We start from the raw sequence: 14,572 nt of genomic DNA on the forward strand, positions 1-14,572 counted from the left end.
CTTTTGAAAATGGATGGTTTTTGCGGATTGTAGATGAAAGGAAATTCATAAATAAGCCTCAAACTCCTCCTTTAGCCCCGAGTGCAGCGGAAATCCTTTCGCTTTTTCCTTTAAAAAGCGAAAGATTGGAGCGGAAAGCGGGTATATGACTTATATATAAGGACAGACTTTGCGCTCCTGACACTATATAATAGGAGTAATTTGGTTTTTTGGAATATTTACACCTATATATATGTAACAAACCTGATATATATATTGTGTGTGTTTTGGTAATCCTTTATATTTGCGGTTCATAAAATACTAACGATGATTAAGATTACTTTACCCGATGGGTCAGTTAAAGAGTTTGCGCCAGGCGTAACTCCGATGGATGTTGCCAAAAATATTAGTGAAGGGTTTGCGAGAAACGTGATTTCGGCAGCTTTTGATGGTACAACGATTGAAACAACGACGCCTTTGACGACGGATGGTGCTCTTATATTATATACGTGGAATGACAAAGAAGGAAAAAAAGCTTTTTGGCATTCGACATCTCACGTTTTGGCTCAGGCTTTACAGGAAATATATCCTGGAATTAAACTGACTATCGGACCTGCGATTGAAAACGGTTTTTATTATGATGTTGATTTTGGCGAATATAAAGTTGGTGATGCCGATTTCAAAGCCATTGAAGATCGCGTTTTAGCAATTGCTCGTGAGAAACATGAATTTACGATGCGTTCAGCAACTAAAGAAGAAGCATTGGCATTTTATGCAAAAGAAAACAATCTTTATAAGATAGAATTAATTTCGAATCTTGAAGACGGAACGATTACTTTTTGTGATCATTCTACTTTCACAGATTTGTGTCGTGGTGGCCATATTCCGAATACAGGACTTATCAAGGCGATGAAAATCATGAGTGTTGCCGGTGCGTATTGGAGAGGTGATGAAAAGAACAAGCAGTTGACGCGTGTTTACGGGACTTCGTTTCCAAAACAAAAAGATTTGACTGATTACCTATTGTTATTGGAAGAGGCAAAACGTCGTGACCATAGAAAATTAGGTAAAGAATTAGAATTGTTTGCTTTTTCACAAAAAGTAGGCGCAGGTTTGCCGTTGTGGTTACCGAAAGGTGCAGCACTTCGTGACCGACTGGAGCAGTTTTTGAAAAAAGCACAAAAGAAGGCAGGTTACGAGCAAGTGATTACTCCACATATTGGTCAGAAGGAATTATATGTAACATCGGGGCATTATGCAAAATATGGTGCGGATAGTTTTCAACCGATAAGTACTCCGGCTGAAGGCGAGGAATTCTTGTTGAAACCGATGAACTGTCCTCATCACTGTGAAATTTACAACACAAAACCTTGGTCTTATAAAGATTTACCTAAGCGTTATGCTGAATTTGGTACCGTTTACAGATATGAGCAAAGTGGCGAACTACATGGTTTGACCCGTGTTCGTGGATTTACTCAGGATGATGCACACATTTTCTGTACTCCGGAACAATTGGACGAAGAGTTCAAGAAAGTGATTGATTTGGTGTTGTATGTTTTTAGTTCATTAGGATTTGAAAATTTCACGGCTCAAATTTCATTGAGAGACAAAGAAAATAGAGATAAGTATATAGGTAGCGATGAAAATTGGGAAAAAGCAGAAAACGCGATTATCAATGCAGCTGCTGATAAAGGCCTGAATACTGTTGTTGAATATGGCGAAGCCGCTTTCTATGGTCCGAAGTTGGATTTCATGGTCAAAGATGCTTTGGGAAGACAATGGCAATTGGGAACAATCCAGGTAGATTACAACTTGCCGGAGCGTTTTGAATTGACCTATAAAGGTTCTGATAATGAATTACATAGACCTGTAATGATTCACAGAGCGCCTTTTGGATCTATGGAACGTTTCATTGCAATTTTATTGGAGCACACGGCAGGAAATTTCCCACTTTGGTTGATGCCGGAACAGGCTATAATCTTGTCTTTGAGTGAGAAATATGAAAATTATGCGAAAAAAGTTTTAAATCTGCTAGAAAATCACGAAATTCGCGCACTAATTGACAACCGAAACGAAACAATCGGTAAGAAAATTAGAGACGCTGAAATGCAGAAAACCCCGTTTATGTTGATTGTAGGCGAGGAAGAAGAGAAAAACGGAACCATTTCTATCCGTCGTCATGGACAGGAAGGAAAAGGGAATATCAGCGTTACTATAGAAGAATTTGCTTCGATGGTGAACGAGGAAATCAACAAAACATTAAAAGTATTTACAGTTTAACTTAAATTATAAAGTCATAGCAATAAGAAGCAATAGAGGTTACCAACCTCGAGTAGAAAAAAAAGACGCACACAGGATCAACAATCTTATCCGTGGTGTGCAAGAAGTTAGACTTGTAGGTGAAAATATTGAGCCGGGAGTTTTTAAACTTTCTGAAGCTTTAAAATTAGCGGACCAATTCGAATTGGATCTGGTTGAAATTTCACCAAACGCAGATCCACCGGTTTGTAAAATAATGGATTATAAAAAATTCATTTACGAACAAAAGAAGCGTGATAAAGCGCTTAAAGCAAAATCTACTCAGGTAGTCGTGAAAGAAATTCGTTTCGGACCACAGACGGATGAGCATGATTATGAATTCAAAAGAAAGAATGCCGAGAAGTTCCTTAAAGAAGGGGCTAAATTGAAAGCGTTTGTATTCTTTAAAGGACGTTCGATTATTTATAAAGATCAAGGTCAAATCTTGTTATTAAGATTGGCTACCGATTTAGAGGAATTTGGTAAAGTGGAAGCGATGCCGGTTCTGGAAGGAAAGAGAATGATTATTTTCATTGCTCCTAAAAAGAAAAAATAGTATTCCGTAATTTAATATTGCAGAATAAAAAGATAAGTAAGTAAGAATAAATTAAAACACTAGGAAAAAATGCCTAAAATGAAAACCAAATCTAGCGCCAAGAAACGTTTTAAAGTTACTGGTTCTGGAAAGATTAAAAGAAAGCATGCCTTCAAAAGTCACATCTTGACCAAGAAATCTAAAAAACGTAAATTAGCTTTGACACATTCAGCGCTAGTTCACAAAACAGATATGAAAAGCATCAAACAACAATTAAGAATTATATAATAATTCTTTAGGTTAAAACAATTTAAAATAACCTTGGAGTATGGCCATTAAGTGCTTTTGATTAAATTCAAGCCGCCTGCTACAAAAACACATCAAAATTATGCCTAGATCGGTAAATTCAGTTGCTAAAAGAGCAAGAAGAAAAAAAATAATGAAGCAAGCCAAAGGTTTCTTTGGTAGACGTAAAAACGTTTGGACAGTTGCAAAAAACGCGGTAGAGAAAGCAATGTGCTACGCTTACCGTGACAGAAAAGTGAACAAAAGAAATTTCCGTGCTTTATGGATTCAACGTATCAACGCTGGAGCCAGATTGGAAGGAATGTCTTATTCTCAATTCATGGGGAAAGTAAAAGCTAACGGAATCGAATTGAACAGAAAAGTTCTTGCCGATTTAGCAATGAACCACCCTGAAGCTTTTAAAGCTGTACTTAATAAAGTAAAATAAACGTTTTATAAACATATATTTACCTTACTTACTTATAAAAAAACCCATTCTTTCGAATGGGTTTTTTGTTTTTTTTATAAAATATTTATTGCTCTTTATTATTCAAAAACCTCAAAATTCTCTCCATCAAAACTTGCAAAAACCATACTTGGATACGAATCCTGGTGATACATATTTCCTTTATTATCAATAGCAATTGCACCAGCAAAACCATCAATTTCTTTCAATTCCGCAAAGGTTTTATCGAAGGCGTCTTTTATCGTAAAACCATCCGTAACACGGGTTACAATTTTAGCTGCAGTAGCATTACTAACTATATCCTCGCCCACTCCGGTTAAACTCACGCCACAAAAGGCATTTGCATAATTTCCAGCTACAGTTGCAGAATCGGAAATACGTCCCGGAATTTCAAAACCTTTTCCACCTGTTGATGTCGCAACAGCTAGTCTTCCATTGTTATCTAAAGCAACACAGCCCACAGTTCCTGTTCCGGTAGCTTTCAGTTTGTCTTCATATTCTGCACGGCGTTGTGGAATTTCAGTTAAATAAACGTCAAAGCCATTTTTACGTGCGAATTCCGTTGCTCCTTCTCCCCCCAAAACTTTATCATCATAATCCAATAGCTTTACCGCCACTTGGATTGGATTTTTTACATCTTCAATATTGATAACACCACTCATTTTCTGAGTTGTACCATCCATTAAAGCGGCACTCATTCTTATTTTTCCGTCACTTTGAATTTGCGAACCTATACCTGCATTGAACAATTCGTCGTCTTCCAATTGAGAAACAGCAAAAGCCACTGTTTCCAATGCCGAATGCATTTTTAAAAAAGTATACGATTGTTTTACAATACGCTCTAAAGCTTTTTGCTTGGCTAATTTCGTTTCTGCATTAGTAGAAGATTCTGAAAAAAAACCGCCGTGAATGATTACTTTCATTTTAGATTTATGCTATTAACTTATGATTTATGTTCTTTTTAATCTAAAATCAAATATTAGGTATATTGTGAAGAATGTATGCTCATTACATGAGTTTTCAAATCATAAGTATCGTATTTACTCATCACATGTACCGAAAAATTGTTGACAGAAATGGGCTGTCCTAACTCTATTTCAGTCAAATTGGTATCCTTTATTTGACGTCCATTTACAAGGATTACAAGTCCGGAACCTATCGCTTCCATTTTAGTGTTTTCAGTGATTAGCAAACCTGTATCTTCTCCAAGCCCAATCCCTAAAGTTCTCGGATTACCAACAACTGCCTGAAACAATCTACCAATTCTTCCACGTTGTACAAAATGAGTATCGATAATTACACCATCAATTAATCCTAATCCACTGGTAATTTTCACTTCTCCTTTTAATAAAGCTTCATGACTGCTTCCCTGATAAATCATATTGTTTGAAGCCGCAGCAGCTCCCGCGGAAGTTCCTGCGTAGATAAAATCTTCGTTGTGATATTTATCCAGTAAAATATCATGAAAAGCGGATCCTCCAAGTATAGAAGTCAATCGCAATTGATCGCCACCGGTAAACATTACCACATCGGCAGCTTTCAATCGTTCTAAAATTTCCGGATCGGTAGCTTGCTCACGTTTTTCAATATGCAAAACATCGACATTGGTTGCTCCCAAATAATTAAGCGCTTTTATATACTCAGGCCCTATCTCTCTTGGAATTTTTGAAGCGGTTGTAACCACTTCAATTCTTGAATTTTCTTTATGCTTAGACTCAACCAACATGCGTCTTAAAATTCCAGCTTCAAAAAAATTTAAATTATTGGAGACATTTTTGTCCAAATCGGTTTCAGTAAAACTTCCTTTATCTACTGCACCACCTATTATGATTAATTTTCCTCGTATGTTCATTTGGTAAAAATAACTAAAAAGATAAAACAGACAATTGAACGCCTGCTTTTTTTCTGATTATTTAAGATACAAAAAATATAACCATATTTTAACGAATTAAATTTTGATTAGTTCGTTAAAAAAATTATTTTAGTGAATTATATTCTAATATTTTAACCAAATCTTTAACAATCTGTAATTGATTTTTATAAAAAATTAAAATAATCAATTACAATAAACTAGCTATCAGCCCCTTATTTAAAAATAACAATCGTTTTTTATGAAAATATTAAAAATACAAGCCCTTCGCGGACCAAATATCTGGAGTGTCCAAAGAAAAAAATTAATCCAGATGCGTTTAGATTTGGAAGAAATAGAACAATTTCCTACTAATAAAATTGATGGCTTTAAAGAAAGATTAGAAGCCATGTTTCCCACCATGATTGAACACCGTTGTTCCGAAGGGGTTCGTGGTGGATTTTTTATGCGAATTGAACATGGTACCTGGATGGGGCATGTTATAGAACATATAGCACTAGAAATTCAGACTCTTGCCGGAATGGAAACTGGTTTCGGAAGAACTCGGGAAACCAAAACACCTGGTATCTATAATGTAGTATTTAGTTACACCGAAGAAAATGTGGGCATGTTTGCAGCTGAAAGTTCGGTAGCTATTGCTGAAGCACTAATTGCCGGAACCGACTATGATTTGGAAGCCGATATTCAAAAAATGCGTGAAATTCGTCAACTGGTTCGTCTAGGACCAAGTACGGGAAGTATTGTTGAAGAAGCTGTTGCCAGAGATATTCCGTGGATTCGCTTAGGAACCAATTCCTTAGTTCAATTGGGTTACGGCATCAATCAAATGCGATTTCAAGCTACGATTACTTGTAAAACCAGCAATATAGCTGTTGGTATAGCCTGTAATAAAGAAGAGACAAAACGCATGTTGGATGGCGCTTCAATACCTGTGGCAAGCGGAAGCATTTGTTCTGAAGAAGAGGAATTAGAAGCAACTATTAAAAAAATTGGCTATCCAATTGTCTTAAAACCTTTAGATGGAAATCACGGAAAAGGGGCTTCGATTAATGTAACCAATTGGGAAGACGCCAAATCCGGTCTGGCTTTCGCCAAAGAATATGGCCGACGTGTAATTGTAGAAAAATTCATCACCGGATTCGATTTCAGGGTTTTGGTAATTGACAATAAACTCGTGGCTGCAGCCAAAAGAGTTCCGGCCAATGTGATTGGAAACGGAACAAATACCATTCAGGAATTGATTGACACAGTAAATTTAGATCCAAAAAGAGGTTATGGCCACGAAAATGTATTAACCGAGATCACGGTAGACAGAGATACTTTGGATTTATTAGATAAATTAGATTATACTTTAGAAACTGTTCCTAAAAATGGTGAAATTGTCTATCTAAAATCGACAGCCAATTTAAGCACAGGCGGTACTTCTGTAGATGTTACCGATATGATGCATCCTGAAAACATTTTTCTGTGCGAAAGAATTTCAAGAATAATTGGTCTGGATATTTGCGGTGTTGATATTATGGCAGAAAACCTAACGCAACCGTTAAAAGAAAATGGTGGCGTTATTCTGGAAGTTAATGCTGCTCCGGGTTTCCGTATGCATTTGGCTCCTTCAGAAGGATTACCAAGAAATGTCGCTTCACCCGTTATTGATATGTTATATCCATTGGGTAAACCAAGCCGCATTCCGATTATTGCGGTTACCGGTACCAATGGAAAAACAACCACTACCCGACTTTTGGCTCATATCGTAAAAAATAACGGATACAAAGTAGGTTTCACTACATCAGACGGTATTTATATTCAAAACCACATGATGGAAAAAGGAGATACTACCGGACCGCTTAGTGCCGAATATATTCTAAAAGATCCAACAGTAGAATTTGCCGTTCTGGAAACTGCCCGTGGTGGAATCCTTCGTTCAGGTTTAGGTTTCAGCCGTTGCGATATTGCGGTGGTTACTAACATTCAAGAAGACCATTTAGGATTAAATGATATTGACAATCTGGATGATTTGGCCCGTGTAAAAAGCACAGTTGTGAAAAGTGTGAAGAAAGACGGTTGGGCAATTTTGAATGCTGATGATGAATACTGCGTAAAAATTGGTGCTGATTTGACTTGTAATGTGGCATATTTTAGCATGGATGAAGAAAGTTCTCTGGTTAAGAAATTGGCTAAAGAAGGAAAAATGGTAGCAGTCTATGAAAATGGATTCATCACTGTTAAAAAAGGTGAATGGAAAATCCGTATTGAACGCGCTACACATGTTCCGTTAACCCTTGGCGGAAAAGCCAAATTTATGATTTCTAATGTGCTTGCCGCAACTCTGGCAAGTTATTTATGGGGTTTCAAAACGGAAGATATTAGCTTGTCCTTACAAACTTTCATTCCGGGTGCTGCCCAAACTCCGGGTCGTATGAATATTTTTGAGTTTAAGAAATTCAAAGTATTGATTGATTTTGCTCACAATCCTGCAGGTTACAGAGGTGTGGAGGAGTATTTGCAAAGCGTGGAAGCCAATAAAAAAATTGGAATTATTGCCGGAGTTGGTGATCGTCGTGACGAAGACATCAAAGAATGCGCGAGAATTGCCGGCAGAATGTTTGACCATATTATTATTCGCCAGGAAAAACACCTGCGTGGAAGAACCGAAGAAGAAATCATCGATTTAATTCTGGAAGGTATTGCTGAATCTGGCAGAACTGTCACCCACGAAATCATTAGTAAGGAAGTTGAAGCCATCAAACATGCCATCAATAGTGCTGAAGACGGAAGTTTCATTACTGCTTTGAGCGATGTGGTGACCAATGCCATCGATATTGTTCAACAATATTTAGATAAAGAAAATGAACAGGGAATTATTTAGTTTTTATTAAAATAATTCTATCTATTTGTAACAAAGGGTAATGTTAGTAGACCAATAAAGTCTATTATCATTATCCTTTTTTAATACATTTAGTACACCTCAAAATTTTTAAATTATGAATAAGCATTTAATACTAATTTTCAGTTTTTTTATAGCTGTAACCGCTTTCGGGCAAACAAAAAAAATAACGCTCGAAGATGGTGTTTTACAACAAAACAGGAATTTCAGAGCCGATAAATTATTAGGATTTCAATGGGTTCCGAATACCAATAAGTACATCTATTTTGCTGAAGCAGGAAAAAAATTAATGACTGCCGATACCAAAAACACAAATGCAACTGAAATGGTTACGCTTTCAGAGGTTAACAAAACACTTGGTTCCGATTTCAAAAGTTTCTTCGGAGTAATATGGAAAGACGCATCAACTTTTATTTTATCCAACGGAACAAAATATTATGAATATAATGTTGCCGCTAAAACAGGAAAATTAGTTTCTGAATTAACGGAAAAAGCAGAAAATACAACTTTCGACGATGCAAAAGAAAACATCGCTTATACCGAAAAGAACAATTTATATTTTCTGAATAAAAACAAAGAAAAAGTTACTGTTACCAATGAAGCAAATGAGGCAATCGTTTCCGGGCAATCCATTTCCCGAAGTGAATTTGGTATCAGCAACGGAATATTCTGGTCGCCAAAAGCAACTTATTTAGCCTTTTACCAAAAAGATGAAACCGAAGTAGCCGATTATCCTTTATTGGATATTACCCAAACTCCTGGTAAATTAGAAAACATCAAATACCCGATGATTGGTCAAAAAAGCGAAAAACCAAGAGTTGGAATTTATAATCTTTCGACCAAAAAAACCGTTTTCATTACTCCAAGAGGAAATCAGGATGACTATTTAACAAACCTTTCCTGGACACCGGACGAAAAATATGTGGTGATTGCCGAATTAAACCGTGGTCAAAATGACATGTCTTTAAATGTCTATGACGCTCAAACGGGTATTTTCATGAGAACTATTTTAAACGAAAAAAGCAACCGTTGGGTAGAACCGGAACATGCAGCATTTTTCCCAAACAAAAAATCCAATAATTTAGTTTGGATAAGCGAAAAAGACGGGTTCAATAATTTATATTATTATTCAATCGAAGGAAAATTAATCAAACAATTGACCAAAAATAAATTCATCACAAGAACAATTCTTGGAAGTAATCCAACCGGAACCGAAATTTATTTCATGGCTACAGGAGAAAATCCAACGAATATGTTAGGATACAAAGTAGACTTAAAAGGAAAACAAACTTTGATTACTAAAGACCAAGGAATCCACACTGTTGTTGCAAGCACAGACGGAAATTGGTTTTTTGATGAGTATTCAAATCATACTACACCTTCAAAATCGATTTTGTATGACAACAAATTAAAAGGCAAAACGCTTTTAGAAAGCACCAATAAATATGCGGATTACCAAATGGGAACTTCCGAAATCAAAACCATAAAAAGTGCTGACGGAACTACCGATTTATATACGCGATTAATCAAGCCTAGCAATTTTGACCCAAGCAAAAAATATCCTGTTTTGGTTTATGTATATGGCGGTCCACATGCGCAAATGATTACGAATTCGTATTTGGATGGTGCTAATCTTTGGATGTATTGGATGGCGGAACAAGGGTATTTGGTTTTCACGGTAGACAATCGTGGTTCAGATAATCGCGGATTTGCTTTCGAAAGTATTGTTCACGGAAAATTAGGTGTAAACGAAATCGATGACCAAATGAAAGGAGTTGATTATTTGAAATCGTTGCCTTATGTAGATGGCAATCGTTTGGCTGTTCACGGATGGAGTTTCGGTGGATTCATGACCACTTCGATTATGTTACGCAAACCCGATGCTTTCAAAGTAGGTATTGCAGGCGGACCCGTTACGGACTGGAAATATTATGAAGTGATGTACGGTGAGCGTTATATGGATACACCAGCCGAAAACCAAAAAGGATTTGATGAATCCAATACCTTAAATTATGTAAACAATTTGAAAGGGAAATTACTGCTTATCCACGGAACCAGCGATGATGTCGTGGTGATGCAACATAACTTGGCTTTAATTAAAAAGTTTATAGAAGTAGGAAAACAAGTGGATTTCTTTCCTTACCCGATGCACAAACACAATGTACAAGGCAAAGATCGCGTGCATTTAATGACTAAAGTATTGAATTATGTAATAGAAAATAATAAGTAATATTTAGTACCATAAACAATAAAGCCAATCGTAATTGATTGGCTTTTTGTTTATAATTGATTTTTGTTAATGATTAAAATATCGACATCCCAGTTTTTGTTGTTAATAATTCCAAAGCATACATTCCCAATTCCGAATTTCCTTTTTCATTTAATCTTGGACTCCAAGTGACAACCACAAAATTTTTAGGATCCAAAGCGGCAATGCCTCCACCGATGCCACTTTTGCCCGGCAAACCAACCCGATAGGTAAACTCTCCCGACTCATCATAAAAACCGCAAGTCTGCATCAGGGCATTCAAACGTTTGACCTGACTTTTGGATAAAACTTGTTTTCCAGTTTGGCTTTTTCCTTCATTGGCTAAAAAGAAAAAAGAATGCGCCAGTTCTTTACAGGTCATTTCCAGAGAACATTGATGAAAATAAAAATCCAAAACGGTTTCCACATCATTCTCAATATTGCCAAACGACTTTAAAAAATTGGCCAAAGCGGCATTTCTAAAACCGGTTTCTTTTTCGGATTGTGCGACTTTCAAATTAAAATCAATCGTCGGACTTCCGGAAATCATTCTTATAAAGTCTAAAAAATCCTGTTTCGGATTTTTTAAATGCGAAACTAATATATCGGCAATGACTAATGCACCTGCATTAATAAATGGATTTCTCGGAATTCCTTTTTCATACTCCAGCTGCACTAACGAATTAAACGGATCCCCTGAAGGTTCCACGCCTACTCTTTCCCATGTTTTTTCATCCAAAAAAGAGAAAGCCAATGTTAATGTCAAGGCTTTGGAAACACTTTGAATAGAAAATTTTTCGTTACTGTCACCAATTCCGAAATCTTCTCCTTTAATCGTTGTTAAGTGCATTCCGAATTTATTCGGAGCAATTTTGGCTAATTCAGGAATGGTGGTAGCCACATTTCCAATAATTGGAAAGGCTTTTGCTTCTTGATATATTTCTTGTAAAATAGTTTTGTAGTTCATAGACTCCATGAAATTGAAGATGAATTTTGAAAAGTATAATTAAATATTATGTTTTCTGTTTCTTTTTTCTGGCAGCAGGAAACAAAACATTATTCAAAATTAATCGATATCCCGGAGAATTCGGATGTAAATCTAAAACGGTCGGCTCATCACCAACCTGATGTTTATAATCTTCCGGATCGTGTCCGCCATAAAAAGTAAACATGCCTTTTCCTTTTTGTCCGTGAATGTAACGGGCTTCGCTATTTAATTGGTTTTCTCCTAAAACCAAAATATTTGATTTTATTAAATTCCTGTCAAACGAGGTGCTTTGTCCCATAAAACCTTTGACCAATTGCGTATGATTTTGACACAACATGCTCGGAATTGGATCCCATTTAGCGGAGAATTCCATTAAAGTAAAATAATCTTTCTCCATTGGGATTATTCTTTTTTCGGTCATATCAATATCCGAAAACTCATATTTTTCAGGTCTTCGTTCCAAAATATAATCTTTGAATGCAAAGGATTTAGAATAATCAATTTTAGATTGATAATTGCCTTCGCTTGGATCTCCATCAAACATCGGTTCGCAAATATCAACGCCTTCGGCAGCCAATGCAATATCAAAACTATCAGTCGCGGAACACATGGCAAACATAAATCCACCTCCAATAACGAAATCCCTGATTTTTTTAGTCACGTCCAATTTTTCTTCCGAAACTTTTTTATAACCTAATTTCGTCGCCAATGCTTCGGCATCTTTTTTCTGTTCTATGTACCAAGGCGCATTTCTATAGGCTCCAAAAAATTTTCCATATTGTCCTGTAAAATCTTCATGATGCAAATGCAGCCAATCATAAAGTAACAATCCGTCAGACAACACTTCTTCATCATAAATGGGTGTAAACGGAATTTCGGCATACGTCAAAACTAAAGTCACTGCATCATCCCAAGGCTGTTTTCCTTTTGGAGTATAAACAGCAATTTTTGGTGCTTTTTCCAAAATAACGGTTTCCATATTTTGAGAAGGACTGGATATTTCATCGAGAATACTATTGGCTTGGCCATCAGACAACACTTCAAAACTAACCCCGCGAATTTGACATTCTTTTCGGATTTCAGATGCATCAGGCAACAGAAAAGAACCGCCACGGTAATTGAGTAACCAACTGGCCTTATAGTTTTTATCCAGACACCAAAAGGTAATTCCGTAGGCTTTCAGATGATTTTGCTGCGTGGTTTCATCCATTGGCAACAAAATAAAGGATGCTTTTGCCGAAAAGGAAATAAGGATTAATAGTATATAAAGTGACTTTTTGAAAGACATTGTGAATTTTTTATTTGCTTCGCTTGTGTCAAAGATAGCAGTTTTTATGTGAAGAAAAAGATAAAAAAAATCCGCTAATTCTAGCGGATTTTTTATTTATATTCTAAAAAGGAACATCACTGTCGTCATCAAAATTATTTGAACTACTTCCAAATGCTTCATTCACTGAGGGCAGATTTTTTGTTTGGAAAGGATTATCCTCTAAATTCATTTTGGAAGGTAAATCATCATAACCGGCACTAAAGTCTTCCAGATTATCAAACTTACCTAGATTCCCGATAAATTTCAAACGAACGTTTTCCAAACTACCATTTCTATGTTTTGCAATGATAAACTCGGCCTGACCTTGGGTAGGTGAATTTTCATCATCATCCCATTCGTCCAATTTATAATATTCCGGACGGTAAATAAACGAAACAATATCGGCATCCTGCTCAATTGCTCCCGATTCACGTAAGTCAGATAACAAAGGGCGTTTATGTCCCGGTCTTGATTCAACTGCACGCGATAATTGGGATAATGCAATTACCGGAACACCTAATTCTTTGGCCAGAGCTTTTAAGTTTCGGGAAATGGTTGAGATTTCCTGCTCCCGGTTTCCGCCGCCTTTTCCGTTGCTTCCACCGGCGGTCATCAATTGCAAATAATCGACAATGATTAGTTTAATACCGTGTTGTGAGGCTAAACGTCTGGATTTTGCACGTAAATCGAAAATTGAAAGCGAAGGAGAATCATCAATAAAAAGAGGTGCTTTTTCCAGATTTTTTACTTTGATACTCAGTTGTTCCCATTCGTGTTTTTCTAATTTACCGGTTCTCAATTTCTCTGAAGACAAACCAGTTTCTGATGAAATTAAACGGGTAATCAACTGAACAGAAGACATCTCCAGGGAGAATAATGCAACAGGATGACCAAAATCTATGGCAATATTACGAGCCATCGAAAGTACAAACGCTGTTTTTCCCATACCTGGACGGGCTGCAATAATAATCAAATCACTTGGTTGCCAGCCGGAAGTAATTTTGTCTAATTTTTCGAAACCGGTTGCGATTCCGCTTAGTCCTTCTTTTCCGGCGATTTCTTCGATACGTTTCTTGGCCTGAATTACTAAACTCTGAGCTGTTTCGGAACTACGCTTGATATTTCCTTGGGTAACTTCGTATAATTTGGATTCTGCTTTGTCCAATAAATCAAAAACATCGGTTGATTCATCGTAAGACTCTTCGATTATTTCTGAAGATATTTTTATCAGACTTCGCTGTATGAATTTTTGTAAAATGATTCGGGAGTGAAACTCAATATGCGCCGAAGATGAAATCTTTTGCGTAAGCTGAATTAAATAAAAATCACCGCCCGCCAATTCCAGTTTCGCATTCTTTTTTAATTGAGAGGAAACTGTTAATAAGTCAACCGGTTGAGAATCGGTGAATAACTGAAAAATGGCTTCAAAAATATGTTTGTGAGCATCTTTGTAAAAGGCATCCGGCTGCAGAATATCGATTACCTCATCTACTCCTTTTTTATCAATCATCATAGCGCCAAGGACTGCTTCCTCCAACTCTAGCGCTTGTGGCGGGAGTTTTCCTTTTTCTAAATTGATAATTGTAGTTTTATCTATTTTGATAGGGTTAATATTTCTGAAATTTTCCATGTAGCGAAAGTAAGTAAAAATTAAAAAAATCAGCTATTGAGTTATTACTAAAAATTGTTTATAACTAAAGTTTTTTTGTT

Annotated in this window: 11 protein-coding genes; 6 read left to right on the top strand and 5 right to left on the bottom strand. The window is 36.4% G+C overall.

Annotated features, from left to right (window positions below):
- The first annotated feature begins 306 nt into the window (after positions 1-306).
- The 4 genes from thrS (at position 307) to rplT (ending at position 3,545) form a co-directional block, all read left to right on the top strand.
- Entirely contained in the window at positions 307-2,259 is a 1,953-nt protein-coding gene (gene thrS / locus VI621_RS14105) for a threonine--tRNA ligase (RefSeq protein WP_324219051.1), read from the top strand.
- Between the two features lie 16 nt (positions 2,260-2,275).
- Entirely contained in the window at positions 2,276-2,833 is a 558-nt protein-coding gene (gene infC / locus VI621_RS14110; protein WP_414655499.1) for a translation initiation factor IF-3, read from the top strand.
- Positions 2,834-2,902: 69 nt separating this feature from the next.
- Positions 2,903-3,100 (top strand): 50S ribosomal protein L35, encoded by a 198-nt coding sequence (gene rpmI / locus VI621_RS14115; RefSeq protein ID WP_022827375.1) that lies wholly within the window; start codon positions 2,903-2,905, stop codon positions 3,098-3,100.
- Positions 3,101-3,200: 100 nt separating this feature from the next.
- Entirely contained in the window at positions 3,201-3,545 is a 345-nt protein-coding gene (rplT, locus tag VI621_RS14120) for a 50S ribosomal protein L20 (RefSeq protein WP_035633036.1), read from the top strand.
- A 98-nt stretch (positions 3,546-3,643) separates the two neighbouring features.
- Here the strand turns inward: rplT and VI621_RS14125 are convergent, their stop codons facing one another.
- A complete protein-coding gene (locus tag VI621_RS14125; RefSeq protein WP_324219052.1) occupies positions 3,644-4,486 on the bottom strand; it encodes an isoaspartyl peptidase/L-asparaginase in 843 nt (280 codons plus the stop codon).
- A gap of 56 nt (positions 4,487-4,542) precedes the next feature.
- On the bottom strand, positions 4,543-5,415 hold the full coding sequence (locus VI621_RS14130) for a cyanophycinase (RefSeq protein ID WP_324219053.1): 873 nt from the start codon (positions 5,413-5,415) through the stop codon (positions 4,543-4,545).
- A 259-nt stretch (positions 5,416-5,674) separates the two neighbouring features.
- Between VI621_RS14130 and cphA the strand changes: the two genes are divergently transcribed.
- A complete protein-coding gene (gene cphA / locus VI621_RS14135) occupies positions 5,675-8,299 on the top strand; it encodes a cyanophycin synthetase (protein ID WP_324219054.1) in 2,625 nt (874 codons plus the stop codon).
- Positions 8,300-8,414: 115 nt separating this feature from the next.
- Complete coding sequence (locus VI621_RS14140; protein ID WP_324219055.1) at positions 8,415-10,547, top strand: S9 family peptidase; 2,133 nt, start codon at positions 8,415-8,417, stop codon at positions 10,545-10,547.
- A 73-nt stretch (positions 10,548-10,620) separates the two neighbouring features.
- Here the strand turns inward: VI621_RS14140 and VI621_RS14145 are convergent, their stop codons facing one another.
- The 3 genes from VI621_RS14145 to dnaB all read right to left on the bottom strand — a co-directional run bounded on the left by VI621_RS14145 (position 10,621) and on the right by dnaB (position 14,492).
- The gene (locus VI621_RS14145) at positions 10,621-11,532 is read right to left on the bottom strand and encodes a glutaminase (protein ID WP_324219056.1); all 912 of its coding nucleotides are present in this window, start codon (positions 11,530-11,532) and stop codon (positions 10,621-10,623) included.
- 46 nt (positions 11,533-11,578) lie between these two features.
- Positions 11,579-12,841 (bottom strand): asparagine synthetase B, encoded by a 1,263-nt coding sequence (locus VI621_RS14150; protein WP_324219057.1) that lies wholly within the window; start codon positions 12,839-12,841, stop codon positions 11,579-11,581.
- Between the two features lie 103 nt (positions 12,842-12,944).
- Entirely contained in the window at positions 12,945-14,492 is a 1,548-nt protein-coding gene (gene dnaB, locus VI621_RS14155) for a replicative DNA helicase (RefSeq protein ID WP_324219058.1), read from the bottom strand.
- Between the last annotated feature and the right edge of the window lie 80 nt (positions 14,493-14,572).

It is taken from the genome of Flavobacterium sp., assembly GCF_035292545.1.
Taxonomy (GTDB): domain Bacteria; phylum Bacteroidota; class Bacteroidia; order Flavobacteriales; family Flavobacteriaceae; genus Flavobacterium.

Bases quoted from the DNA above. Each gene is read 5' to 3' on its own strand.
- thrS (WP_324219051.1), top strand. From the start codon at position 307: ATGATTAAGATTACTTTACCCGATGGGTCAGTTAAAGAGTTTGCGCCA.
- rpmI (WP_022827375.1), top strand. From the start codon at position 2,903: ATGCCTAAAATGAAAACCAAATCTAGCGCCAAGAAACGTTTTAAAGTT.
- rplT (WP_035633036.1), top strand. From the start codon at position 3,201: ATGCCTAGATCGGTAAATTCAGTTGCTAAAAGAGCAAGAAGAAAAAAA.
- VI621_RS14125 (WP_324219052.1), bottom strand. From the start codon at position 4,486: ATGAAAGTAATCATTCACGGCGGTTTTTTTTCAGAATCTTCTACTAAT.
- VI621_RS14130 (WP_324219053.1), bottom strand. From the start codon at position 5,415: ATGAACATACGAGGAAAATTAATCATAATAGGTGGTGCAGTAGATAAA.
- cphA (WP_324219054.1), top strand. From the start codon at position 5,675: ATGAAAATATTAAAAATACAAGCCCTTCGCGGACCAAATATCTGGAGT.
- VI621_RS14140 (WP_324219055.1), top strand. From the start codon at position 8,415: ATGAATAAGCATTTAATACTAATTTTCAGTTTTTTTATAGCTGTAACC.
- VI621_RS14145 (WP_324219056.1), bottom strand. From the start codon at position 11,532: ATGAACTACAAAACTATTTTACAAGAAATATATCAAGAAGCAAAAGCC.
- VI621_RS14150 (WP_324219057.1), bottom strand. From the start codon at position 12,841: ATGTCTTTCAAAAAGTCACTTTATATACTATTAATCCTTATTTCCTTT.
- dnaB (WP_324219058.1), bottom strand. From the start codon at position 14,492: ATGGAAAATTTCAGAAATATTAACCCTATCAAAATAGATAAAACTACA.